17 protein-coding genes are annotated in these 23,224 nt (G+C 68.2%); 11 read left to right on the top strand and 6 right to left on the bottom strand.

Annotation, left to right across the window (positions count from 1 at the left end):
* The first annotated feature begins 35 nt into the window (after positions 1-35).
* On the top strand, positions 36-2,336 hold the full coding sequence (locus BM43_RS29250; protein ID WP_036052203.1) for an FUSC family protein: 2,301 nt from the start codon (positions 36-38) through the stop codon (positions 2,334-2,336).
* Between the two features lie 58 nt (positions 2,337-2,394).
* Here BM43_RS29250 and BM43_RS29245 read toward each other — a convergent pair whose 3' ends face one another.
* The 5 genes from BM43_RS29245 to BM43_RS29225 all read right to left on the bottom strand — a co-directional run bounded on the left by BM43_RS29245 (position 2,395) and on the right by BM43_RS29225 (position 5,053).
* On the bottom strand, positions 2,395-2,580 hold the full coding sequence (locus BM43_RS29245) for a hypothetical protein (protein WP_013697204.1): 186 nt from the start codon (positions 2,578-2,580) through the stop codon (positions 2,395-2,397).
* 55 nt (positions 2,581-2,635) lie between these two features.
* On the bottom strand, positions 2,636-3,106 hold the full coding sequence (locus BM43_RS29240) for an Lrp/AsnC family transcriptional regulator (protein WP_013697203.1): 471 nt from the start codon (positions 3,104-3,106) through the stop codon (positions 2,636-2,638).
* A gap of 180 nt (positions 3,107-3,286) precedes the next feature.
* Positions 3,287-3,928, bottom strand: a complete 642-nt coding sequence (locus BM43_RS29235; protein ID WP_036052205.1) for an NAD(P)-dependent oxidoreductase — start codon at positions 3,926-3,928, stop codon at positions 3,287-3,289.
* A 134-nt stretch (positions 3,929-4,062) separates the two neighbouring features.
* The gene (locus tag BM43_RS29230; protein WP_013697201.1) at positions 4,063-4,503 is read right to left on the bottom strand and encodes an Rrf2 family transcriptional regulator; all 441 of its coding nucleotides are present in this window, start codon (positions 4,501-4,503) and stop codon (positions 4,063-4,065) included.
* A gap of 91 nt (positions 4,504-4,594) precedes the next feature.
* Positions 4,595-5,053, bottom strand: a complete 459-nt coding sequence (locus BM43_RS29225; protein WP_042285206.1) for a BCAL1086 family glycoprotein — start codon at positions 5,051-5,053, stop codon at positions 4,595-4,597.
* Between the two features lie 192 nt (positions 5,054-5,245).
* On the opposite strand from BM43_RS29225, the gene BM43_RS29220 reads away from it, so the two are divergent.
* The 9 genes from BM43_RS29220 (at position 5,246) to BM43_RS29180 (ending at position 20,572) form a co-directional block, all read left to right on the top strand.
* Complete coding sequence (locus BM43_RS29220) at positions 5,246-5,584, top strand: hypothetical protein (RefSeq protein WP_036052206.1); 339 nt, start codon at positions 5,246-5,248, stop codon at positions 5,582-5,584.
* A gap of 281 nt (positions 5,585-5,865) precedes the next feature.
* Positions 5,866-7,059 (top strand): ammonium transporter, encoded by a 1,194-nt coding sequence (locus BM43_RS29215; protein WP_036052208.1) that lies wholly within the window; start codon positions 5,866-5,868, stop codon positions 7,057-7,059.
* A gap of 392 nt (positions 7,060-7,451) precedes the next feature.
* Positions 7,452-9,434, top strand: coding sequence for a PhoX family protein (locus tag BM43_RS29210; RefSeq protein ID WP_036052211.1), 1,983 nt, complete (start codon positions 7,452-7,454; stop codon positions 9,432-9,434).
* A 626-nt stretch (positions 9,435-10,060) separates the two neighbouring features.
* On the top strand, positions 10,061-10,885 hold the full coding sequence (locus tag BM43_RS29205; protein ID WP_013697196.1) for an IclR family transcriptional regulator: 825 nt from the start codon (positions 10,061-10,063) through the stop codon (positions 10,883-10,885).
* A gap of 467 nt (positions 10,886-11,352) precedes the next feature.
* Positions 11,353-12,693 (top strand): MdtA/MuxA family multidrug efflux RND transporter periplasmic adaptor subunit, encoded by a 1,341-nt coding sequence (locus BM43_RS29200; RefSeq protein ID WP_036052215.1) that lies wholly within the window; start codon positions 11,353-11,355, stop codon positions 12,691-12,693.
* A 13-nt stretch (positions 12,694-12,706) separates the two neighbouring features.
* Entirely contained in the window at positions 12,707-15,823 is a 3,117-nt protein-coding gene (locus BM43_RS29195; protein ID WP_036052217.1) for an MdtB/MuxB family multidrug efflux RND transporter permease subunit, read from the top strand.
* Positions 15,824-19,132, top strand: a complete 3,309-nt coding sequence (locus BM43_RS29190; RefSeq protein WP_036052219.1) for an efflux RND transporter permease subunit — start codon at positions 15,824-15,826, stop codon at positions 19,130-19,132.
* Positions 19,133-19,145: 13 nt separating this feature from the next.
* Entirely contained in the window at positions 19,146-19,682 is a 537-nt protein-coding gene (locus BM43_RS29185; protein WP_052409167.1) for a GNAT family N-acetyltransferase, read from the top strand.
* Between the two features lie 260 nt (positions 19,683-19,942).
* Positions 19,943-20,572, top strand: coding sequence for an SDR family oxidoreductase (locus BM43_RS29180; protein WP_036052222.1), 630 nt, complete (start codon positions 19,943-19,945; stop codon positions 20,570-20,572).
* A gap of 68 nt (positions 20,573-20,640) precedes the next feature.
* On the opposite strand, the gene BM43_RS29175 is transcribed toward BM43_RS29180, so the two are convergent.
* Complete coding sequence (locus tag BM43_RS29175) at positions 20,641-21,189, bottom strand: peroxiredoxin (RefSeq protein ID WP_013697190.1); 549 nt, start codon at positions 21,187-21,189, stop codon at positions 20,641-20,643.
* Between the two features lie 276 nt (positions 21,190-21,465).
* Between BM43_RS29175 and cdpA the strand changes: the two genes are divergently transcribed.
* Positions 21,466-23,208 carry a cyclic di-GMP phosphodiesterase CdpA gene (gene cdpA, locus BM43_RS29170; protein WP_196251368.1) on the top strand — a complete coding sequence of 581 codons (1,743 nt, stop codon included), beginning with the start codon at positions 21,466-21,468 and terminating at the stop codon, positions 23,206-23,208.
* Positions 23,209-23,224: the final 16 nt, after the last annotated feature.

The raw sequence follows: 23,224 nt of genomic DNA, 5'->3' as shown, positions 1-23,224 counted from the left end.
CCGTCCCCCCGCGCCGTTTCCTCAACCCGTCCTCGATGCGCTATTCGATCGAAATCAGGAAGTTCCTGTACAGCCAGTATTTCTTCGGCGGCCTGCGAATCGCCGTCGGCGTGTCCCTGCCGGCCGTGCTCTGCCTGATCGTGTTCCACGAACGCGACCTCGGCTTCACCATCGCCACCGGCGCGCTGGGCGCCTGCGTGGTCGACATGCCGGGTCCGCTCAAGTACAAGCACAACGAAATGCTCGCGTGCAGCGTGATCGGCTTCCTGTCGGCGCTGGCCACCGGCCTGGCCACGCCGAACATCTTCGCGCTGTGGCTGACCATCGTGCCGCTCACCTTCGTGCTGTCGCTGATCGTGGTGTACGGCAACCGCTGGCCGCAGATCAGCTTCGCCACCCTGTTCATGATGGTGATGACGCTGGAGGACAGCTTCACGCCGCTCGAGGCGCTGGTCAACGCGGCCTGGATCCTCGCCGGCGGCCTCTGGTATACCTACTGGGCCACCCTGGTGTCGCGCTGGCAGGCGCGCCGCATCGAGCAGCAGGCGCTGGCCGACAGCCTGTTCGCCTTGTCCGGCTACCTGCTCGCGCGCGCCGATTTCTACGATCCCGATGCCGATCTCGACGAGTGCTACCGCAACCTGGTGATCAAGCAGGTGGCGGCGGTCGAATCGCAGGAAACCGCGCGCGACATCGTGCTGCGCAACCTGCCCAAGCTGCGCCACGGCAAGCTCGACCCGGCGCGCACCATGATGTTCAACCTGTTCATCAACAGCGTCGACCTGCACGAGATGTTCGTCGGCGCGCATACCGACTACCCGCTGGTGCGCAGCACCTTCGGCGGCTCGGACATGCTGCTGTTCTATCGCGACCTGATCCGCAAGGCCGCCTCCGACCTCGAAACGGTCGGCCTCGCGGTGCTGGAGAATCGCGCGAGCCAGCCGCGCATCAGCGTGAAGGCCGAGCTGCGCGCGATCGAGTACGAGATCGAGCTGATGCGCAAGAAGAACTTCGCGCAGACCAACCCCGAGGCCTACGCGGCCGTGCTGGCCACCTTCCGGCGCATCTGGAGCGCCACGCGCCTGATCGACAAGATGCGCCGCGCGCTCGCCGAGACGCCCGACACCAGCAAGACCGAGCTGAAGATCGACCAGACCCTGGCGCGCTTCCTGCAGCGCCGCCGCGTCTCGCCGATGCTGATCTTCTCCAACCTCAACCTCGGCTCGCCGAGCTTTCGCCATGCGCTGCGCGTGACGGTGGCGGTGGCGCTGGCGTTCTGGCTGGGGCGGCTGCTGCCGCTCACCAATGCCTACTGGATCGTGATGACCACCATCATCATCCTGAAGCCGGGCTACTCGCTGACCAAGCAGCGCAACGCGCAGCGTATCGTCGGCACCCTGCTCGGCTGCGCGATCAGCATCGCGCTGATCTACACGGTCAAGTCGCCGGCGCTGCTGATCGCGATCATGTTCGGCTCGATGGTGATGAGCTACAGCCTGCTGCTGTTCAACTACGCGGCCAGCGTGGTGTTCACCTCCTCCTACGTGCTGCTGATGTTCCACCTGCTCGCGCCGGGCAGCATGCGCATCATCGGCGAGCGCGCGATCGACACGGTGGTGGGCTGCATGATCGCGATCGCCGCGAGCCGGCTGTTCCCCTACTGGGAATACCGCGCGATGGGCAAGCTGGTGGCCGAGGTGCTGAGCACCACCCGCAAGTATTTCGAGGCGGCCTGGCGGGTCGGGCGCGGCCAGGGTGCGCCGGCGGCGCCCTCGGTGGCCGCCGCCGACGGCGCGGCGGTGGTGCAGGCGGTGGCGGTCGCGGCCGAATCCGGCAAGGTCTCGCCGCTCGAGAGCGACTACCCCTATCGCCTCGCACGCAAGAACGTGCACATCGCCTTCGCCAACCTGGGCCAGGCCTTCCAGCGCATGATGCTGGAGCCCAAGGCGCACCAGCGCTTCGTGCCCGAGCTCAATGACCTGCTGGTGCAGGCCCACGTGCTGGGCGCGCAGATCACGGCCGCCGCGCCCCTGCTGCGCAGCGCCACCAGCGAGGGCGCGCCCGATACCTACGCGGCGCTGGAACAAGGCCTCGCGCAGGTGCGCGAGCATCTCCAGCAGGCCGAGGCCGGCACGCCGCCGCCCGCCGAGCAGGCCGAGCTGACCAAGCGGCTCTCGCGCGATCTCGATTCGATGGTGGTGGAAGCGGAGAAGTCGAGCCAGGTGGGCTCGGAGCTGACGCACGACCTGAAGGTGCTGGCGCACCAGTGCAAGCAGATGCTGGCCTCCTCGCTGCTGATCCGCAAGGACGCGAGCCTGATCCGGCTGCCGGCCTGAGGCGGGGAAAGCGGCATCGATGGAAAAAGGCCCGGCGTCCTGCCGGGCCTTTCGGACTTCAGCCGCCCGAGGCGCCCGAGGCCGGCGCCGAGGCGGCCGCGCCCGGCGCCGCGCCATGTTCGGCGTCGTAGGCGCGCTTCTCGGAGATCGCGTTGTAGAGCACCGTGCCGATCACCGCCAGCACGATCACGACGATCATCACCGACACGCCGCGTACCGGGTTCTTCCTGCGCTGCTCGCTCATGGTCTGTGGCCGCCTCGCGGCGGACGATCGAAAGGGCTCATTCTACGCGCGGCCTTCAGGCCGGCGCGAGTTCGGTGCGCACCGGCAGCGCGGTCGAGTACTTGATCTGCTCCATCGCGAACGAGGAGCTGACGTCGAACAGCGGCACGCTGCGAATCAGGTGCTTGTAGACGCGGTCGTAGTCGGCGATGTCGGCCACCACCACGCGCAGCAGGTAGTCGGTCTCGCCGCTCATGCGGTAGACCTCGACCACCTCGGGGATGTCGCAGACGGCCTGGGTGAAGCTGCGCGCCCATTCCTCGGTGTGCTGGTTGGTGCGCACCGCGACGAACACGGTGGTGCCCACGCCGAGCTTGCGCGCATCGCACAGCGCCACCTGGGCGCGGATCGCGCCGGTGTCCTTGAGACGCTGGATCCGTTTCCAGCAAGGCGTCTGCGACAGGTTCACCTTCTGCGCGAGTTCGGCGATCGGCAGCGTCGCATCGGTCTGCAGCAGTTCCAGCAATTTGCGATCGATGTGGTCCATTTCCCCATTCCTGTTGGTATAGAAAATTTTTCTACGCTGGATGCTACACGGGGAACATTATGAAAACTTATTCGCAACGTCGACCGGGGTAAATACGGAGCCGACCGGGCCGCCGCGACGGACCGCATGCGAGGACGGCGAGCAGGCACGAGCCGGTGCCGCCCGCCTCGCCCGCCTCGCTCAATACGCGACGGTGGCGATCTCGCGCACGAACTGCCCCTGCTCGATCGCATCGACGAAGGCGATCGCGTAGTCCTCGGTCGAGATCCGGCTGTTGCCCTCGGCGTCGCTGATCAGCTTGCCGGTGCCGGTGCGGAAGGTGCCGGTGCGCTCGCCCGGCGCGATCAGCGCGGCCGGCGCGAAGAAGGTCCAGTCGAGGTCGCTCACGCCGCGCAGGTAGCCGAGTGCCTCGCGATGGGCCAGCGCCTGCGGCTTGTAGGCATCCGGGAAACCTTCGGTATCCACCAGTTGCGTACCCGGCGCGACTTCCAGCGAGCCCGCGCCGCCCACCACCAGCAGGCGCCTGACGCCGGCCGCACGCGCACCGTCCACCAGCGCGCGGACCGCCTTCGGCACCTGGGTCGCGTCGCCGCCGCCCGGGCCGTAGGCGCTCGCCGCCACGTCCTGCCCTTGCAGCGCCGCCGCCACGCTGGCCGCATCGAACAGGTCGGCCGTCTTCGCCGTGATATTGCCTTCGCTGACACCGGCGCGGCGCGACAGCGCCGTCACGCGATGCCCGCGACGCGCCGCTTCCGCCGCGATCCGCGAACCGATGCCGCCCGATGCGCCGAACAGCGCGATGTTCAAAGTCTTCTGCGTCATTTGCTTGATCCTCAAGGTGATATGTAATCAACTCGATTACATATGTTGGCAAAAAAAGCGGGGATCGGCTCCCCGTACCTCGGCACTGCCCGAACTGCATCCTGCCCACCGGCGGCCCGGCCGCCGGCTTCCCGCTATCCGTCCTGCCGCATCTCGTGCTCGCGCAGCACGTCGGCCATCACGTCGGCCACCGTGCGCCGCGCCAGCGAGGCTTCCATGGCGCGCTGCGCGTCGTCGATATAGACCGTCAGCACGCCCTGGATATGCCGCCCCACCAGGCAATCGGGGTTCGGCGCCTCGCGATGCAGGGCGAACAACTGCCCATCGTCGACCGCGCGATATACCTCCAGCAGCGTGATCGAACCCGGCTCGCGCGCCAGCAGCGCGCCGCCGCCGGCCCCCAACTGCGAGGTGGTGATGCCTGCGGCGGCCAGCATCGAGGTCAGGCGCCGGATCAGCGCCGGGTTGGTGTTCACGCTGCCGGCGATGTACTCCGACGACAGCGGCACGCCCTCCTGCTGCGCCAGCAAGGTCAGCACATGCACGGCGAAAGCGAACCGGCTGCTCGTATTCATGCTCGGTGAACCGGCCGCGTGATCGCGCGGCCGTCTCGGCGACAAAGTGTGCTCATCATAGTTACATTTATTCCAGCCGGCAAGCGCGGTCTCAGCGATTCGCTGATTTTTCGGTATCCGCGGACGAGGCGCCGTGGTCGCGGCTCCATTGCTGGAGCTTGCGGCCGGCCGTCTCCAGGCCCGTGCCGGCAGCCGAGGCGGCCAGCCCGAAGGCGGCCGTGGCGGCCTGCTTGAGATGCGCCTGGGCGGCCGAGGCCACGTCGCTGGCCGACACCGGCGGCACGGCCGAAGCCGCCGACGCCACGCCGGCCTTGGCGGCGGCGATCTGGCTGTCGACGAAGCTGGCGGCCTGGTCGAGCTTGCCGGCGGCGGTCGCGGCGGCGGCGGCCACCGCGCTGGCGGCGTGATCGGGCGCGGACGCGTTCGAGGCGGGCTTGTCGCAGCCGGCCAGCGTGAACGCGGCGAGGCCGGCGACGGCGAGCGAGGCGAGCGCGTGGGCTGCCGACAGGCCGGGGATCGGGCGGACCGAAAAACGGGAGGAAAGCTTCATGATGTCTGGCGCGTGCCTGCGCTCTCTCGATACGGGAATCGCGATGATACGACGGGCGGGGACCGGCGCTGCATCAAGCTGACAATTGCTTTCAGACCGGGCGCGAAATCTTTCGGATTCGACTGATAGGCGGGGTTCGATAGCCTGCCTATAGTCGATCGCGTCATCGATTCCGCCCCCTGGGTTCCCTGCATGATGGATGTCCTCGACTGGCTGCTGGTGCTGGCTGTCGCGCTGGGCCTGACCTTCGCCTTCTGCCGGCGCGCGCGGCTCGCCTGGCCCGATGCGGGCGAGCGGCGCCGGCGCCGGCACGCCGCGCGGCTGCTGTCGCTGGCGGTGGCGGGCCTGTGGGCCGCCGCGCTGATCGTGACGCAGGGCGTGCTCGCGCCATTCGACTGGCTCGACGAACCGGCCCTGCCCCCGGTGCCCGCCCTGCTGCTGGCCGCCCTGCTGTGCGTCGCGCTGTCGGCGTGCTGCGCAAGCCTCGGCTGGCGCCTGTTGCGCCCGCGTCGCCTGTTCTCGGCGCATTGACGCCGGCGCACGCGCAGTCGCGCCGGGCGGTAGATATCGGGCGCACCGGAATCGTACGCACGCGCATTCTGCGCACCATCAAGCAGCAGATTCGCACCACCTCCAGACATGCACCGGCACCATGCACGTGCCTGGCGCGCGACATGCCATCGATCCACCGAGCCGCTAGCGCGTCACCGTCCCGACACGGTGCGATCCGCACCGATTTCACGCATCTTTTCACCCGATTGGCCCGAATCTTGCTCGACATGCCCTCTTTTCGAGCAAACACGGGCAACAGGATGGACAGTCTGAAAACGGCCGGCGACACCTTATTTCTCCTTCTCGGTGCAGCCATGGTGCTCGCCATGCACGCGGGTTTCGCCTTCCTCGAGCTGGGGACGGTGCGCAGGAAGAACCAGGTCAATGCCCTGGTCAAGATCCTGGTCGACTTCTCGGTCTCGACCATCGCCTACTTCTTCATCGGCTACACGGTCGCCTACGGCGTCGAGTTCTTCGACGACATCGGCACGCTGGCCCAGCACAACGGCTACGCCCTGGTGCGCTTCTTCTTCCTGCTGACCTTCGCCGCGGCGATCCCGGCGATCGTCTCGGGCGGCATCGCCGAGCGCGCCAAGTTCAACCCGCAGCTGATCGCCACCTCGGTGATCGTCGGGCTGGTCTACCCGTTCTTCGAGGGCATCGCCTGGAACGACCGCTTCGGCATCCAGGACTGGCTCGCGCACGCCTTCGGCGCGCCCTTCCACGATTTCGCCGGCTCGGTGGTGGTGCATGCCTTCGGCGGCTGGATCGCGCTGCCCGCCGTGATCCTGCTCGGCGCGCGCCACGGCCGCTACTCGAAGGACGGCCGGATCGCCGCGCATCCGCCCTCGAACATCCCCTTCCTCGCGCTCGGCGCCTGGGTGCTGGCGGTGGGCTGGTTCGGCTTCAACGTGATGAGCGCGCAGACGCTCGACAAGATCAGCGGCCTGGTGGCCGTCAACTCGCTGATGGCGATGGTGGGCGGCACGCTGGCCGCCTGGTTCGCCGGCCGCAACGATCCGGGCTTCACCTACAACGGGCCGCTGGCGGGGCTGGTGGCGGTCTGCGCGGGCTCCGACGTGATGCACCCGCTCGGCGCGCTGGTGACGGGCGCGGCCGCCGGCGCGCTGTTCGTGGTGATGTTCACCTGCGTGCAGAACCGCTGGCGCATCGACGACGTGCTCGGCGTGTGGCCGCTGCACGGCCTGTGCGGCGCGCTCGGCGGGCTGGCCGCCGGCGTGTTCGGCCAGCCGGCGCTGGGCGGCTTCGGCGGCGTGTCCTTCCTCTCGCAACTGGTGGGCACGCTGGGCGGCATCGCCGTCGCGCTGCTCGGCGGCACGCTCGTGTACGGCGTGCTGAAGGTGTCGCTCGGGTTGCGGCTCGACCAGGAAGCCGAATTCGACGGCGCCGACCTGTCGATCCATCGCATCTCGGCCACGCCCGAACGGGATTAGACCGCGCATCCGCCCGCCCGCTTCGCGGGCAGGAAACCGGGCGCCGCTCGCCTTCCTGCCCGCCGCCTCACGCTCTTCCCGCCGCCGCCCCCCGCCACGCCTGCCCTTCCCGTCGACGGCCCCCGTCACCGGTTCCTGTCCGCCCCCCCCGGCCACGACGCGGCTCTTCAGGCACGATCGCGTCGCTCCGCCGCTGCCCCTCGCCACCTGCCCGGGCCCACCGCCGTCTTGCCCTGCGCCCTTCAAGATTCCGAAATCAATACGCTCAGCATTCAAAAAACTTTCACGAAGCGCACCTACACTCGCGTCCAGTTTTCCAAAGCCCTTCTGCATGCTTTCCATTGCATGACAAACGAAGGCCGTTTCGATCGACCACAACAACCGGACACCCCATGACCGCGCTGCCCAAAACCTCCCGACGCCAGGCCCTGAAGCTCCTCGTCGGCGCCCCGATGCTGCCGCTCGGCGGCCTCGCCCTGCCCGCGCTGCTGTCCGGCTGCGGCGGCGACGACGACACCCCGCCGGCAGCGGGCAACCCCGGCGGCGGCACCACCCCGGCGGCCTCCTTCGCGGCCGCCAGCTTCGTCTCGATGGCCGCGCCGACGCTGGCCAATCCGGCGGCGATGGCCACCACCACGGTGGGCTCGACGCTGAAGGTGTCCTTCACCGACGGCAGCGCACGCGACTACAAGCTGGCCTACAAGCCCTTCTTCACCACCGGCGACCTGGTGCCGAACGGCGCCGGCGGCACCATCCTGGCCGGCGGCTACTACGACATCAACAATCGCCCGATCGTCGACAGCTCGAAGGCCGGCAGCGAGCGCCAGTTCTACTCGGACTGCCCGGACGGCAGCTCGCTGCTCACGCTGGCCAACGCCAAGGTGCCGGGCGTGAAGGGCAAGCCGGTGTTCGCGGTGGTGCAGTTCGAATACACCACGCGCAACCAGAACGGCGACTCGACCTACGGCCAGTTGCCCTCGCCGATCGCGGTGCTGACGCTCGACCAGGACCCGGCCACCGGCGCGCTCACGCTGGTCAAGTACCACAACGTCGACACCTCGAAGGCGCATGGCCTGTGGATCACCTGCGGCGCGAGCCTGTCGCCCTGGAACACCCACCTGTCGAGCGAGGAATACGAGCCGGACGCGACCCTCGCCGCCACCGACAAGCAGTTCCTCGCCTACAGCCAGAACACCTTCGGCAGCCCCACGGCGGCCAATCCCTACCACTACGGCCACCTGCCCGAGGTGACGGTCAACCCCGACGGCACCGGCAGCATCAAGAAGCATTACTGCCTGGGCCGGATCTCGCACGAGCTGATCCAGGTGATGCCGGACCAGCGCACCGTGATGATGGGCGACGACGCCACCAACGGCGGCCTGTTCATGTTCATCGCCGACAAGGCGGCCGACCTCTCGGCCGGCACGCTCTACGTGGCGAAGTGGAACCAGACCAGCTCGACCGGCGCCGGCGCGGCCACGCTGAGCTGGATCCGCATCGGCCATGCCGGCAGCGACGAGATCGAGGCGCTCGCCAATACGCTGAAGGCCGCCGACATCATGGACCTGGCCACCGCCGATCCGAACGACGCCTCGTACACGAAGATCCACTTCGGCGGCAAGTTCAACTGGATGCGCATCAAGCCGGGCATGGAGAAGGCCGCGGCCTTCCTGGAGACGCACCGCTACGCCGCGCTGATCGGCGGCAGCATGGGCTTCACCAAGCTGGAGGGCACCACGGTCGACGCGAAGGACAAGGTGGTCTACACGGCGATGTCGCGCGTCGAGACCTCGATGGTCAAGGGCAACGCGGTCTCGCGCGACGTGGCGGTGGACAGGAAGATCTCGGCGGGCGCCGTCTATGCGCTGAACCTGAAGGGCGGCCAGCGCGACAGCGCGGGCAACGCTATCGACAGCGAATGGGTGCCGGTCGACATGAGCGCGCCGGCCGCGCTGGTCGGCGAGGACCTGGCCGCCGCCGACGCGCTCGGCAATACCGCCAATGCCGACAAGATCGCCAACCCGGACAACCTGAAGTTCTCGCAGAAGCTGCGCACGCTGTTCATCGGCGAGGATTCCGGGATGCACGTGAACAACTTCCTGTGGGCCTACAACGTCGACACCAAGACCCTCTCGCGCGTGCTGTCCTGCCCGTCCGGAGCGGAATCGACGGGCCTGCACGCGGTCGACGAGATCAATGGCTGGACCTACATCATGAGCAACTTCCAGCACGTGGGCGATTGGGAATCGCCGCTGCACGACAAGGTGAAGGCCACCCTGGACCCGCTGGTGCGAAGCAATTACAAGGATCGTTTCGGCGCCAGCGTCGGTTACCTGACGGCCGAGGCCACCGGCATCCAGCTCGGCAAGGCTTGAGGACGCGAGCGGGGCAGCCGGCTCGCTGACCGGCCGTCCCGTTCACAATCCTGAAACATCGTTTCATCCGTCACGGCCTTCCCGGCCGTTGCCGCGCGCTGTCGATCCCGACAGCGCGCTTTTTTCTTTTTGTCGGCTTTGTGTACGCGCCAGGCACGGCCCTCGGCCATGGCCACGGTGTAAGCTGCGCTTTTTGCCCCGCGGGCCCGGCGCGCTCCGGCAAGTTCGCCTGGATCGAAAATCCCAATATATGGGAAATCGACTTTCGACGGTCGGGGCAAAAAAAAAGCGCCACGGGGGACCGTGGCGCTAAAAAAGTTCTAGCCATTCCGAGGGCCGTGCTAGAACCTGAGAGACTGCATCGAAACCCCGTTATCGGTAAATCTGGCGAAACGTTGTTTCGAAATTCAGGTACATTTTTTCCGTTTCCCGAGGACAAGTCAAGCGAAAAATACAGTCCCGTTGCGAATTTTGCGACATGCCGATCGGGTTTAACCCTGGAAAACAGGGGCTATTCGGCAATATCTCACGACATGAGATGTTGCTCATCAAACGTGCATGACTTGGCATTTGTCGTACTATTTCGGAAATTTTGAAATTTTGTTTCGGAAAAAAGAGAGTGTTCCGTGTCGATATTGAATAACGCAGCCGCTGCCGCGCGCGATCGGGAATCCTCCACCGACGAGATCTCGGCGCTCGCCCGGGGGCTCGCGGTGCTGCGCCGGATCGCTGCCGCCGATGCTCCCGTCAGCAACCGCGAACTGACAGAATTAACAGGTATCCCCAAGCCGACCGTCTCGCGCATCACCGCCACCCTGGTGAGCGCCGGTTTCCTGTTTCGGCTGCCCGACAGCGAGCGCTTCGTGCTGACCGCGTCGGTGCTCGAGCTGAGCAACGGCTTCCTGCGCAACTTCGACATCCGCGCGCGCTCGCGGCCGTTCCTGATCGAGCTGGCCGAGCGCACCTCGCTGTCGGTCCATCTCGCCGTGCGCGACCGGCTCGACATGGTCGCGATCGACGTGATCCGGCCGCGCTCGGCGGTGCTCGTCACGCGGCTCGAGATCGGCTCGCGGATGGACATCGCCCGCACCGCGGTGGGCCGTGCCTACCTGGCCGCGCTCGAGGAAGGCGAGCGGCGCGAGCTGCTCGGCGCCCTGCAGGCCGCCCACGGCGACGACTGGCCACTGGTGGTGGCCCGCCTGAACTCGGCCCTCGACGACACGCTGCGCAACGGCTACTCGCTGGCGATCGGCGAATGGCGCGACGGGCTCAACGCCATCGCGGCCGGTTTCGTCGGCCCCTCGGGCCAGCGCTACGCCGTCAATTGCGGCGGCGCCGCCCAGCAGTACCCGCCCGAGTGGCTGCTCGAAACAGCGGTGCCCGCCATGCACGAATGCATCGCCAAGATCACGCGCGAGATCGGCGGGGCGGTGCCGACGCGGCGCGGCTGAAGCCCCGCCACGGCCGCCAGCCGGCTCGGCCGACGGCGACCGCCATCTTGCCGGAGCACGGCGCGGCACGACGAAATCGAAATGAGCGGGCGGCGCCGGCGGGCTGGCCGGCGCCGCCCGCTTCGCCTGGCGCAACACGGCATCGTATGGGGCCGCCGTGTCGGCGCCATGTCGGTGCGCGCCCCGCCGGCAACGGGGCCGGCCAGCCCGCGCCCGCCGTCAGCCAATCGTCAAGCTCGCGTCACCCGATCGTCACGACGAAAAAACATGTGGTTACCCCAGTAAACCGTTGAAAGAAAGTCCTCTGGACGATAGGCCGGCTCGCAACGTAGCATCATGCAACCTCGCGCCGGGGCGCTGCCCGCCCGACGCTCCGCTCTTTCGCCGTCCGACGTGGCGCGCCTGCCTGGCGCACCCGCGCACGACGCCTCCCACGCCCGCTCACGCCAGCGTCAGCCAGATCGAACATGAACAATCAGGAATCGCAAACGCCTCGCTCCCCCGCCCCTCCGCCGCAGGATCCGGCGCCGCGCAAGCGCCGCTGGCCGATCGCGATCGGCGTGGCCGCGCTCGTCGTGATCGGGGGCGCGCTGCTGTGGTGGCATCCGTGGAAGAAGAACGAGGCGCCGGCCAACGGCCAGCAGGCCGGCCAGGGCGGCGGACGCCGCCACGGCGGCCCGGCCGACTTCGCCAACCAGCCGCAGCCGGTGCAGGTGGCCACCGCCTCGCGCGGCGAGATGCCGATCGTGCTGTCCGCGCTCGGCACGGTCACGCCGCTGGCCACCGTGACGGTGAAGACGCAACTGTCCGGCTACCTGCAGTCGGTCAACTTCACCGAAGGGCAGATGGTCAAGAAGGGCGACGTGCTGGTGCAGATCGACCCGCGCCCCTACCAGGTCGCGCTCGAGACCGCCGAAGGCACGCTGGCGCGCGACCAGGCGCTGCTGGCCACCGCGCGCCTCGACCTCAAGCGCTACCAGACGCTGCTCGCGCAGGACTCGATCTCGGGCCAGCAGGCCGACACGCAAGCCTCGCTGGTCAAGCAATACGAAGGCACCGTGAAGACCGACCAGGCCTCGATCGACTCGGCCAAGCTGAACCTGACCTACGCGCGCGTGACCGCGCCCGTCTCGGGCCGCGTCGGCCTGCGCCAGGTGGATGCCGGCAACTACGTGACGCCGGGCGACACCAACGGCCTGGTGGTGATCACCCAGCTGCAGCCGATGAGCGTGATCTTCACCACCTCGGAGGACAACCTCCCGCCGATCCTGAAGCAGGTCAATGCCGGCAAGTCGCTGTCGGTGACCGCCTACAACCGCAACAACACGGTGCCGCTCGAAACCGGCTCGCTGGAAACCTTCGACAACCAGATCGACACCACCACCGGCACCGTCAAGCTGCGCGCGATCTTCGACAACAAGGACAACCTGCTGTTCCCGAATCAGTTCGTCAACACGCGCCTCTTGGTGGACACGCTGAAGGACGCGGTGATCGTGCCGACCGCCGCGGTGCAGACCGGCTCGATCGGCCAGTTCGTCTATATCGTCAAGCCCGACAACACGGTCACGGTGCGCAAGGTCAAGCCGGGCCCGGTGGACGGCGAGCGCACCAGCATCGCCGAGGGCGTGCAGGTCGGCGAGCGGGTGGTCACCGACGGCGTCGACCGGCTGCGCGAGGGCGCCAAGATCACCATCCCGGCCGAGCATCCGGCGGGCGCCAGCGGTGCCTCGGCCGCGCATGCCGCATCGGGCGCCTCGGGCGCGCACGGCCATCGCCATCACGGCGCGTCCCAATCCGCCGCGCAATGACGACGCCTGATCGATGAATCCGTCACGTCTATTCATTCTTCGCCCGGTCGGCACCGCCTTGCTGATGGCGGCCATCATGCTGGCCGGCCTGGTCTCGCTGCGCTTCCTGCCGCTGGCCGCGCTGCCCGAGGTCGACTACCCGACCATCCAGGTGCAGACCTTCTACCCCGGCGCGAGCCCCGAGGTGATGACCTCCTCGGTGACCGCGCCGCTGGAGCGCCAGTTCGGCCAGATGCCCTCGCTGAACCAGATGTCCTCGCAGAGCTCGGCCGGCGCCTCGGTGATCACCCTGCAGTTCAGCCTGGACCTGCCGCTGGACATCGCCGAGCAGGAAGTGCAGGCCGCCATCAACGCGGCCGGCAACCTGCTGCCCTCGGACCTGCCCGCGCCGCCGATCTACGCCAAGGTCAACCCGGCCGACGCGCCGATCCTCACGCTGGCGATCACCTCCAAGACGCTGCCGCTCTCGCAGGTGCAGGACCTGACCGACACGCGCCTGGCGATGAAGATCTCGCAGGTCTCGGGCGTGGGCCTGGTGAGCCTGTCGGGCGGCAACCGGCCGGCGGTGCGGATCCAGGCGAACCCGCTGGCGCTGGCGCAATACGGCCTGAACCTGGACGACCTGCGCACCACCATCTCGAACCTCAACGTCAACACGCCGAAGGGCAACTTCGACGGCCCGACGCGCGCCTACACGATCAACGCCAACGACCAGCTGACCAGCGCCGACCAGTACAACGACGCGGTGGTGGCCTACAAGAACGGCCGCCCGGTGATGCTGACCGACGTGGCCAAGGTGATCGCCGGCACCGAGAACACCAAGCTCGGCGCCTGGGTCGATTCCGAGCCCGCGATCATCGTCAACGTGCAGCGCCAGCCGGGCGCCAACGTGATCCAGACCGTCGACGCGATCAAGGCGATCCTGCCCAAGCTGCAGGAGACGCTGCCGGCCGCGCTCGACGTGCAGATCGTCACCGACCGCACCACCATGATCCGCGCCGCGGTGCGCGACGTGCAGTTCGAGCTGGCGCTGGCGGTGGTGCTGGTGGTGCTGGTGATGTACCTGTTCCTGGCCAACATCTACGCGACCATCATCCCGAGCCTGTCGGTGCCGCTCTCGCTGATCGGCACGCTGGCGGTGATGTACCTGGCCGGCTTCTCGCTGAACAACCTCTCGCTGATGGCGCTGACCATCGCCACCGGCTTCGTGGTCGACGACGCGATCGTGATGATCGAGAACATCGCGCGCTACGTGGAGGAGGGCGAGGGGCCGCTGGAGGCCGCGCTCAAGGGATCGAGGCAGATCGGCTTCACCATCATCTCGCTGACGGTCTCGCTGATCGCGGTGCTGATCCCGCTGCTGTTCATGGGCGACGTGGTGGGCCGGCTGTTCCACGAGTTCGCGATCACCCTGGCGGTGACCATCGTGATCTCGGCGGTGGTCTCGCTGACCCTGGTGCCGATGATGTGCGCGAAGCTGCTGCGCCACACCCCGCCCAAGGGCGAGCACCGCTTCGAGACGCGCGTGCACGTGGTGATCGACAAGGTGATCGCGCGCTACGGCACGGCGCTGCGCTGGGTGCTGGAGCGCGAGCGCTCGACCCTGGTGGTGGCCCTGCTGACCCTGGCGCTGACCGCCCTGCTCTACGTGTACGTGCCCAAGGGCTTCTTCCCGGTGCAGGACACCGGCGTGATCCAGGCCATCACCCAGGCGCCGCAGGCGGTCTCCTACGGCTCGATGGCCGAGCGGCAGCAGGCACTGGCCGCCGAGGTCCTGAAGAATCCGAACGTCGACGGCCTGACCTCCTTCATCGGCGTGGACGGCTCGAACATCACGCTCAACAGCGGGCGCATGCTGATCAACCTGAAGAACCGCGACGACCGCAGCGAATCGGCCACGCAGATCATCCGCGACCTGCAGAAACAGGTGGCGAACCTGCCCGGCATCCAGCTCTACATGCAGCCGGTGCAGGATCTGACCATCGACTCGACGGTCAGCCCGACCCAGTACCAGTTCCTGCTGACCAGCCCGAACCCCGACGACTTCGCCACCTGGGTGCCCAAGCTGATGCAGCAGTTGCAGAAGGAGCCCTCGCTGGCCGACGTGGCCACCGATCTGCAGGCCAACGGCAAGTCGGTCTATGTCGAGATCGACCGCGCCACCGCGGCGCGCTTCGGCATCACGCCGGCCACCGTCGACAACGCGCTCTACGACGCCTTCGGCCAGCGCATCGTCTCGACCATCTTCACGCAGTCGAACCAGTACCGCGTGATCCTGGAAGCCGAGCCGCAGATGCAGCACTACGTGGAATCGCTCAACAGCATCTACCTGCCGGCCTCGGGCGGCGGCCAGGTGCCGCTGTCCTCGATCGCCACGTTCCACGAGCGCCCCGCGCCGCTCCTGGTCACCCACCTCGGCCAGTTCCCGGCCGCCACGGTGTCCTTCAACCTCGCGCCGGGCGCCTCGCTGGGCGAGGGCGTCAATGCCATCACCGCCGCCGAGAAGGCGATCGGGCTGCCGGCCTCGTTCCAGACCCGCTTCCAGGGCGCGGCGCTGGCCTTCCAGTCCTCGCTGTCGAACCAGCTGTTCCTGATCCTGGCCGCGATCGTGACCATGTACATCGTGCTGGGCGTGCTCTACGAGAGCTACATCCACCCGATCACGATCCTCTCCACCCTGCCCTCGGCCGGGGTGGGCGCGCTGCTCGCGCTAATGATCACCGGCCACGACCTCGACATCATCGGCATCATCGGCATCGTGCTCCTGATCGGTATCGTCAAGAAGAACGCGATCATGATGATCGACTTCGCGCTCGAGGCCGAGCGCAACGAAGGGAAGTCGCCGCGCGAGGCGATCTACCAGGCCTGCCTGCTGCGCTTCCGGCCGATCCTGATGACCACCCTGGCCGCCCTGCTCGGCGCGGTGCCGCTGATCGTCGGTTCGGGCGCGGGCTCGGAGCTGCGCCAGCCGCTGGGGATCGCGATCGCCGGCGGCCTGATCGTCTCACAGGTGCTGACGCTGTTCACCACGCCGGTGATCTACCTCGGCTTCGATTCGCTGGCGCGCCGTGTGCGGCAGGCCTTCGAACGGCGCCGGCCGGCCGCCGGCGGCAACGGAACGGGCGCGTAAATGAACCTGTCGCGCCTGTTCATCGAGCGCCCGATCGCGACCACCCTGCTCGCGCTCGGAATCGCGCTCTCGGGCCTGTTCGCCTTCGTCCGGCTGCCGGTCTCGCCGCTGCCGCAGGTGGACTTCCCGACCATCTCGGTGTCGGCCTCGCTGCCCGGGGCCAGCCCCGACACGGTCGCCACCAGCGTGACCAGCCCGCTGGAGCGGCACCTGGGCTCGATCGCCGACGTCACCGAGATGACCTCGACCAGCTCGGTGGGCAGCGCGCGCATCATTCTGCAGTTCGGGCTGGACCGCGACATCGACGGCGCCGCGCGCGACGTGCAGGCCGCCATCAACGCGGCCCGCGCCGACCTGCCCGCCAGCCTCAAGAGCAACCCCACCTACAAGAAGGTCAACCCGGCCGACTCGCCGATCATGGTGCTGGCCGTCACCTCCGACACGGCCTCGCCGGCGCGCCTGTACGACGCGGCCTCCACCGTGCTGCAGCAGGCGCTCTCGCAGATCGAGGGGATCGGCGAGGTGGACGTGTCGGGCTCGGCCAACCCGGCGGTGCGCATCGAGCTCGAGCCGCACGCGCTGTTCCACTACGGCATCGGCCTGGAGGACGTGCGCGCCGCGCTCGCCTCGGCCAACGCCAACAGCCCGAAGGGCGCGATCGAATACGGGCCCGCCCACTACCAGCTCTATACCAACGACCAGGCCTCCCAGGCTTCGCAGTACCGCGACCTGGTGATCGCCTACCGCAACAACGCGGCGGTGCGGCTCGACGACGTGGGCAGCGTGGTCGACTCGGTCGAGGACCTGCGCAACGTGGGCCTGGCCAACGGCAAGAAGGCGGTGCTGGTGATCCTCTACCGCTCGCCGGGCGCCAACATCATCGACGCGGTGGATCGCGTCAAGGCCTCGCTGCCGCAGCTCACCGCCGGCATGCCGGCCGACGTGGACGTGGCGCCGGTGCTGGACCGCTCGCGCACCATCCGCGCCTCGCTGACCGATACCGAGCACACCCTGCTGATCGCGGTGGGCCTGGTGGTGATGGTGGTGTTCCTGTTCCTGCGCAACTGGCGCGCCACCCTGATCCCGAGCGTGGCGGTGCCGATCTCGATTATCGGCACCTTCGGCGCGATGTACCTGCTCGGCTTCTCGCTCGACAACCTCTCGCTGATGGCGCTGATCGTCGCCACCGGCTTCGTGGTCGACGACGCGATCGTGGTGCTGGAGAACATCTCGCGCCATATCGAGAGCGGCAAGCCGCGACTGCAGGCCGCCTTCGAGGGCGCGCGCGAGGTGGGCTTCACGGTGCTGTCGATCAGCCTGTCGCTGGTGGCCGTGTTCCTGCCGATCCTGCTGATGAGCGGCATCGTCGGGCGGCTGTTCCGCGAGTTCGCGTTGACGCTGTCGCTGGCGATCTTCGTCTCGCTGTTCGTCTCGCTCACGCTCACGCCGATGATGTGCGCGCGCCTGCTGCCCGAGCACGATCCCAAGCGCGAGGAAGGGCGCGTGGGACGCTGGCTCGAGCGCGGCTTCGCGCGCCTGCAGCGCGGCTACGACGTCACCGTGGTGTGGGCGCTGCGCCATCCGCGCCTCATCATCCTGTCGCTGGTGGCCACCGTCGCGCTGAACGTGCTGCTCTACGTGAAGATCCCCAAGGGCTTCTTCCCGCAGCAGGACACCGGCATGCTGATCGGCGGCATCCAGGCCGACCAGTCGACCTCGTTCCAGGCGATGAAGCTCAAGTTCACCGAGATGATGAAGATCGTGCAATCGGACCCGAACGTGGCCACCGTGGCCGGCTTCAGCGGCGGACGCGCGACCAATGCCGGCTTCATGTTCATCACCCTCAAGGACAAGCCCGGCCGCAAGCTCTCGGCCGACCAGGTGATCGCCCAGCTGCGCCCGCGCCTGGCGCGCGTGGCCGGCGCGCGCACCTTCCTGCAGGCCGCCCAGGACCTGCGCGTGGGCGGCAGGCAGTCGAACGCGCAATACCAGTTCACGCTGTTCGGCGACTCCACCGCCGAACTCTACCAGTGGGGGCCGAAGCTGACCGAGGCGCTGCAGGGCAAGCCGCAGTTGGCCGACGTCAACTCCGACCAGCAGCAGGGCGGCCTGGAGGCGATGGTCAACATCGACCGCGCCACCGCCGCGCGCCTGAACATCCAGCCGGCCGAGATCGACAACACGCTGTACGACGCCTTCGGCCAGCGCCAGGTCTCGACCATCTACAACCCGCTGAACCAGTACCACGTGGTGATGGAGGTCGCGCCGCGGTATTGGCAGGACCCCGAGATGCTCAAGCAGATCTGGATCAGCACCACCGGCGGCTCGGCCAGCGGCTCGTCCTCCACCAACGCCACGGCCGGCACCTTCGTGGCAGGCAGCGCGGCGGGCACCGGCACGGCCGGCACCAGCACCAGCAGCGCGGCGGCGATCGCCTCCGATTCGGCGCGCAACGCGGCGCTCAACTCGATCGCGGCCACCGGCAAGTCGAGCGCCTCCTCGGGCGCGGCGGTCTCGACCTCGAAGTCGACCATGGTGCCGCTCTCGGCGATCGCCAGCTTCGGGCCGGCCACCACGCCGCTGTCGGTCAGCCACCAAGGTTTGTTCGTGGCCACCACCATCTCCTTCAACCTGCCGCCGGGCGTGGCGCTGTCGGACGCCACCCGGGTGATCTACCAGACCATGGCCGAGCTCGGCATGCCGCCCACCATCACCGGCAGCTTCCAGGGCACCGCGCAGGCCTTCCAGAAGGCGCTGCAGGACCAGCTGCTGCTGATCGCGGCGGCCATCGCGGCGATCTACATCGTGCTGGGCATGCTCTACGAGAGCTACATCCACCCGGTGACGATCCTCTCCACCCTGCCCTCGGCCGGGGTGGGCGCCCTGCTCGGCCTGCTGCTGTTCAAGACCGAGTTCGGCATCATCGGCTTGATCGGCGTGATCCTGCTGATCGGCATCGTCAAGAAGAACGCGATCATGATGGTGGACTTCGCGATCGAGGCCACGCGCCAGGGCCGTTCCTCGTTCGACGCGATCCACGAGGCCTGCCGGCTGCGCTTCCGGCCGATCATGATGACCACCATGGCCGCCATGCTCGGCGCGCTGCCGCTGGCCTTCGGGCACGGCGACGGCGCCGAGCTGCGCGCGCCGCTGGGCATCGCGATCGTCGGCGGGCTGATCGTCTCGCAGGTGCTGACGCTCTACACCACGCCGGTGGTCTACCTGTACATGGACCGCATCCGCGTGGCCGCCGAGCGGCGCCGCGCGCGCCGCATGCCGCCGCCGCGGCCGGCCGGCGCGAGCGAATGAGGCGCGCGCCGCGATGAGCCAGCGGGAAACCGCCCGCGCCGCGACGCACCTCGAAGCGGACGCGCTGACGATGCGCGCGCTCACGCGCGAGGCCGACGAGGCCGCCGTGCTGCGCCTGTTCCTGGCCGCCCCGGTCTATACGCTGGCCGTCGAGGGCCGCATGCCTTGCCAGGACGATGTCGACGACTTCTTCGAGGGCATGCCGCCCGGCAAGCGCGCGGCCGACAAGTTCATGCTCGGCTTCGAACTCGGCGCCGAAACCATCGGCTGCGCCGACCTGATCCGCGCCCACCCCGAGCCCGACTGCGCCTTCCTCGGCCTGCTGCTGTTCGACCAGGCGCGGCAGGGCCGTGGCCACGGCCGCGCCGCGCTGGGCCTGATCGAGACGCTCGCGCGCGGCTGGGGCGCGACGCGGCTGCGGCTGGCCGCCGTGTCGAGCCATCCGCGCGCGGTGGCGTTCTGGCAGCGCGAGGGCTTCGCGCTGTGCTCGCGCGTGAGCCAGCCGCGCTTCACCGGCGAACTGCTGGTGATGGAACGCGCGATCGGCTGAAGACGCGGCGCCGTCGTCCTCTCGCCTGCTGCTCGCATCCCATTGCATCGCGGCGCCCTTCTCCGCTGCCGCGCCGCCGCTTCCTCGCCATCGCCTTGCCGTGGGCATTCTGTAAGATATCGGTCGATCCACCGCCCTCGGCCATCCGGCCGGGCGCCACCGCCCACGCCTGCGTGCGGGGACGGATTCGGCATACACTGGTGGATCCTGCGTCGCCCGGCGCGGCCGGCGAGGACGCGGCGTCACGAAGGAGCGGTTCCATGTCGATGAAGGTATTGCTGATCGGCGCGACCGGCCGGACCGGCCATGCGCTCGCGGACCTGCTGCTCAAGCAGCGGGATTTCGAACTGACGGCGCTGGCGCGCCGGCCCGGCTTCGCCCTGCCCGGCGCGAAGCCGGTGGTGGCCGACCTGAACGGCGATTTCTCGGCCGCGTTCCAGGGCATCAGCCATGCGATCTACGCGGCCGGCTCGGCCGAATCGGAAGGCGAGGCCCAGGAAGCCGCGATCGACCGCGACGCGGTCGGCCGCGCCGCCGAATACGCCAAGGCCGCCAACCTGCAGAAACTGGTGGTGATCAGCTCGCTGAGCGCCTACGAACCCGAGCGCGGCCCCGCCGAGCTGGCCCATTACTCGCGCATGAAGCGCGAGGGCGACGATCGCGTGATCGCCTCCGGCGTCGACTACGTGATCCTGCGCCCCGGCCCGCTGTCGGACCAGCCCGGCGTCGGCAAGATCGCGCTGACCGACCGCTGGCAGGAAGACGCCACGCCGGTGGCCCGCCAGGATGTCGCCTGGGCCGCCGTCGAGGCGATCAAGCTCGGCATCTCGCGCAAGATCATCGGCTTCATCGGCGGCGGCAGCCCGATCGAGCAGGCCTTGCGCGCCTGAAGCGCGTCGCCTGCCCTCCATGAAAAAAGCGCCCGAAGGGCGCTTTTTTGTCCGGCTCGCGGCCGCGCTTACTGCGTCTTGTGGGCAGCCGCCCAGGCCTTGACCGCGTTCATGGTGTTCTCCACGTGCTTGTCCGGCGACATGCTGGTGTACTCGTAGAGCACCTTGCCTTCGGGCGAAATCACGTAGGACACGCGGTTGGCGCGGTCCACGGCCGGCAGCTTGGCGTCGTACTCGCGGATGATCTTCGCGTCCGGGTCGGCGGCCACCGGGAATTTGCTGCGGCACTCGCTGACCGAGAACTTGGTCAGCGTGTCGATCTTGTCGGCCGACACGCCGATCACGGTCGCGCCGTACTTCTTGTAGTCATCCACCGCATCCGCGAAGGCATGAGCCTCGATGGTGCAGCCGGTGGTGAAGGCGGCCGGGTAGAAGTACAGCACCACCGGGCCCTTCTTCAACTGGTCGGCCAGCGAATAGTCGTAGGTCTTGCCGCCGATCGAGGCCTGCGTGGTGAAATCGGGCGCCGCGTCGCCCGCCTTCAGCACCGCCTGCGCGGCCAGCGCGTGCATGGCCAGCGCCGCCACGGCCAGGGTCGACAGAATTTTCCGCTTCATTTTGTTCCTCGTTTTCAATAAAGTCCGAGAGTGTCCCGCCCCCGCTCGTTCGCCTGTCGAACGAATCGCCAGCCAAATCAAGCGATTTGCATACCAGTACCGCACCACTGGCTAAAGAATCGGAGCCGATAGCCGTTATTGCAACCGAACCAACGGTTCCAGCCTCACCAGCCAGCGAGAAACATGGAAGCCAACAGGAACACGTCGCCGCACAAGCGCACCTGGCGTCACGCCCTACGCGCGCTGCGCCGACTCGCCTGGTCCGGCGGCGCCTTGATGCCAGCCCGGGCCAGCGCGCCACGCGACGATGATACCGTCCGCCACTGGCTCGAACAGACCGTCGGCGCGGTCGATTTTCTTGCCCACGTCGACCGCGACCTGCGCTTCCTCTACGTCTCGGAAGCCAGCCTGCGTTTCATCGGCTATCACCGCGACTACCTGCGCACGCTGACCCTGCGCGACCTGATCCCCGAGCAGGATACCGCGACGCTGGAGGCCTTGCTCGCCCGGGCGAGCCAGACCGGCCATGTCGAGAAGGCCACGGTCTGCATCGTCAAGTCGCTGACCTATCCGCTCGACGTGGAACTGCGCGCGGTGCGCAGCCATCACGCCGGCGTCGACGGCTACGCGATCGCCGCCTTCGACGTGTCGGCCTGGCGCGCGCTGGAGGCGCGCCTCACCTACGAGATGCACCACGACCCGATGACGGGGCTCGACAACCTGTCGGCGCTGATCCCCGGGCTGATGGAGGCGCAGCGCGCGGCTGACGAGGACGGCCGCTGCGCGGCCCTGCTGCTGCTCGACCTGGACGACTACCAGCGCATCAACCGCGGGCTCGGCTACGACGCCGGCGACATGCTGCTGCGCGACACCGCCCAGCGCCTGCGCGGCGCGATCGCCGACGAGGAGCGGCTGGCGCGGGTGGCCAGCGACAAGTTCGCGATCGTGTTCAACGCGCCCGACCGCGAGGCCGCGCGCGAGCGCGCCCAGACGCTGGCGCGGCGCCTGCAGGCGGCGATCCAGCCGCCCTACCGCTACGACGGCCAGTCGGTGCACCTGTCGGCCAGCATCGGCATCGCGCTGTACCCGGACGAGCGCCCGGCCGCCACCCGCCCGCATCATCACAGCCCGCTGCTGCGCCGCGCCGACCACGCGCTGACGCAGGCCAAGGCGCTCGGCGGCAATACCCTGGCCTTCCACCAGAGCGCGGCCGACCCGACCGACGCCGAGCGGCTCAAGCTCGAATCCGATCTCTACGACGGCGTGCGCAACGGCGAATTCTCGCTGCACTTCCAGCCGATCACGGAAAGCCGCAGCGGCGCGGTGGCCGGCGTGGAGGCGCTGATCCGCTGGCACCACCCGGTGCACGGGCTGGTGCCGCCCGCCACCTTCATCCCGCTGGCGGAATCAATCGGCCTGATTCATTACCTCGGCAACTGGGTGCTGAAGGCCGCCTGCATGCAGCTGGTGTCCTGGGACGACCAGGGCATCGTGCTCGAATACGTGGCCGTCAACGTCTCGCCGCAGCAGTTTCGCGACCCGCGCTTCGTGCAGGGCGTGCGCGAGGCGATCGCGCTGACCGGCATCAGCCCGCAGCGCATCGTGCTGGAGATCACCGAGAGCCTGCTGATGCACGACCCGGTCGGCGCCAAGGCCCTGCTCGAGGAGGTGGCCGCGCTGGGGATTCGTTTTGCCGTCGACGACTTCGGCACCGGCTACTCCAGCCTCGCCTACCTGCAACGTTTTCCTCTTGCGCGCCTGAAGATCGACCGCAGTTTCGTCGAAAATTTGTTGACGTCGCGCAATGATCGCGCGATCGTGTCGGCCGTCGTCGGACTTGCGCAGACGCTCGACCTCGAACTCGTCGCCGAAGGCGTCGAGACCGAGGCCCAGCGCGCACTGCTGACGGAAATGGGTTGCGACCATATCCAGGGCTGGCTCGTGTGTCGTGCGCTACCATCCGACGAACTCGCCCAGCGTTTCGAGGCTCGTCTGCTTCACCTGCGCGAAACGGCCTGAGGGCCGGCACCGAGCC

The organism is Burkholderia gladioli (genome assembly GCF_000959725.1).
Lineage (GTDB): Bacteria > Pseudomonadota > Gammaproteobacteria > Burkholderiales > Burkholderiaceae > Burkholderia > Burkholderia gladioli.
This window is presented reverse-complemented; position numbering and strand designations above follow the sequence as displayed.

Coding starts and splice junctions, on each gene's coding strand:
- BM43_RS29185 (WP_052409167.1), top strand. CDS start 19,146: ATGAGCCAGCGGGAAACCGCCCGCGCCGCGACGCACCTCGAAGCGGAC.
- cdpA (WP_196251368.1), top strand. CDS start 21,466: ATGCCAGCCCGGGCCAGCGCGCCACGCGACGATGATACCGTCCGCCAC.
- BM43_RS29180 (WP_036052222.1), top strand. CDS start 19,943: ATGTCGATGAAGGTATTGCTGATCGGCGCGACCGGCCGGACCGGCCAT.
- BM43_RS29195 (WP_036052217.1), top strand. CDS start 12,707: ATGAATCCGTCACGTCTATTCATTCTTCGCCCGGTCGGCACCGCCTTG.
- BM43_RS29190 (WP_036052219.1), top strand. CDS start 15,824: ATGAACCTGTCGCGCCTGTTCATCGAGCGCCCGATCGCGACCACCCTG.
- BM43_RS29215 (WP_036052208.1), top strand. CDS start 5,866: ATGGACAGTCTGAAAACGGCCGGCGACACCTTATTTCTCCTTCTCGGT.
- BM43_RS29240 (WP_013697203.1), bottom strand. CDS start 3,106: ATGGACCACATCGATCGCAAATTGCTGGAACTGCTGCAGACCGATGCG.
- BM43_RS29200 (WP_036052215.1), top strand. CDS start 11,353: ATGAACAATCAGGAATCGCAAACGCCTCGCTCCCCCGCCCCTCCGCCG.
- BM43_RS29225 (WP_042285206.1), bottom strand. CDS start 5,053: ATGAAGCTTTCCTCCCGTTTTTCGGTCCGCCCGATCCCCGGCCTGTCG.
- BM43_RS29210 (WP_036052211.1), top strand. CDS start 7,452: ATGACCGCGCTGCCCAAAACCTCCCGACGCCAGGCCCTGAAGCTCCTC.
- BM43_RS29250 (WP_036052203.1), top strand. CDS start 36: ATGCGCTATTCGATCGAAATCAGGAAGTTCCTGTACAGCCAGTATTTC.
- BM43_RS29230 (WP_013697201.1), bottom strand. CDS start 4,503: ATGAATACGAGCAGCCGGTTCGCTTTCGCCGTGCATGTGCTGACCTTG.
- BM43_RS29245 (WP_013697204.1), bottom strand. CDS start 2,580: ATGAGCGAGCAGCGCAGGAAGAACCCGGTACGCGGCGTGTCGGTGATG.
- BM43_RS29175 (WP_013697190.1), bottom strand. CDS start 21,189: ATGAAGCGGAAAATTCTGTCGACCCTGGCCGTGGCGGCGCTGGCCATG.
- BM43_RS29220 (WP_036052206.1), top strand. CDS start 5,246: ATGATGGATGTCCTCGACTGGCTGCTGGTGCTGGCTGTCGCGCTGGGC.
- BM43_RS29235 (WP_036052205.1), bottom strand. CDS start 3,928: ATGACGCAGAAGACTTTGAACATCGCGCTGTTCGGCGCATCGGGCGGC.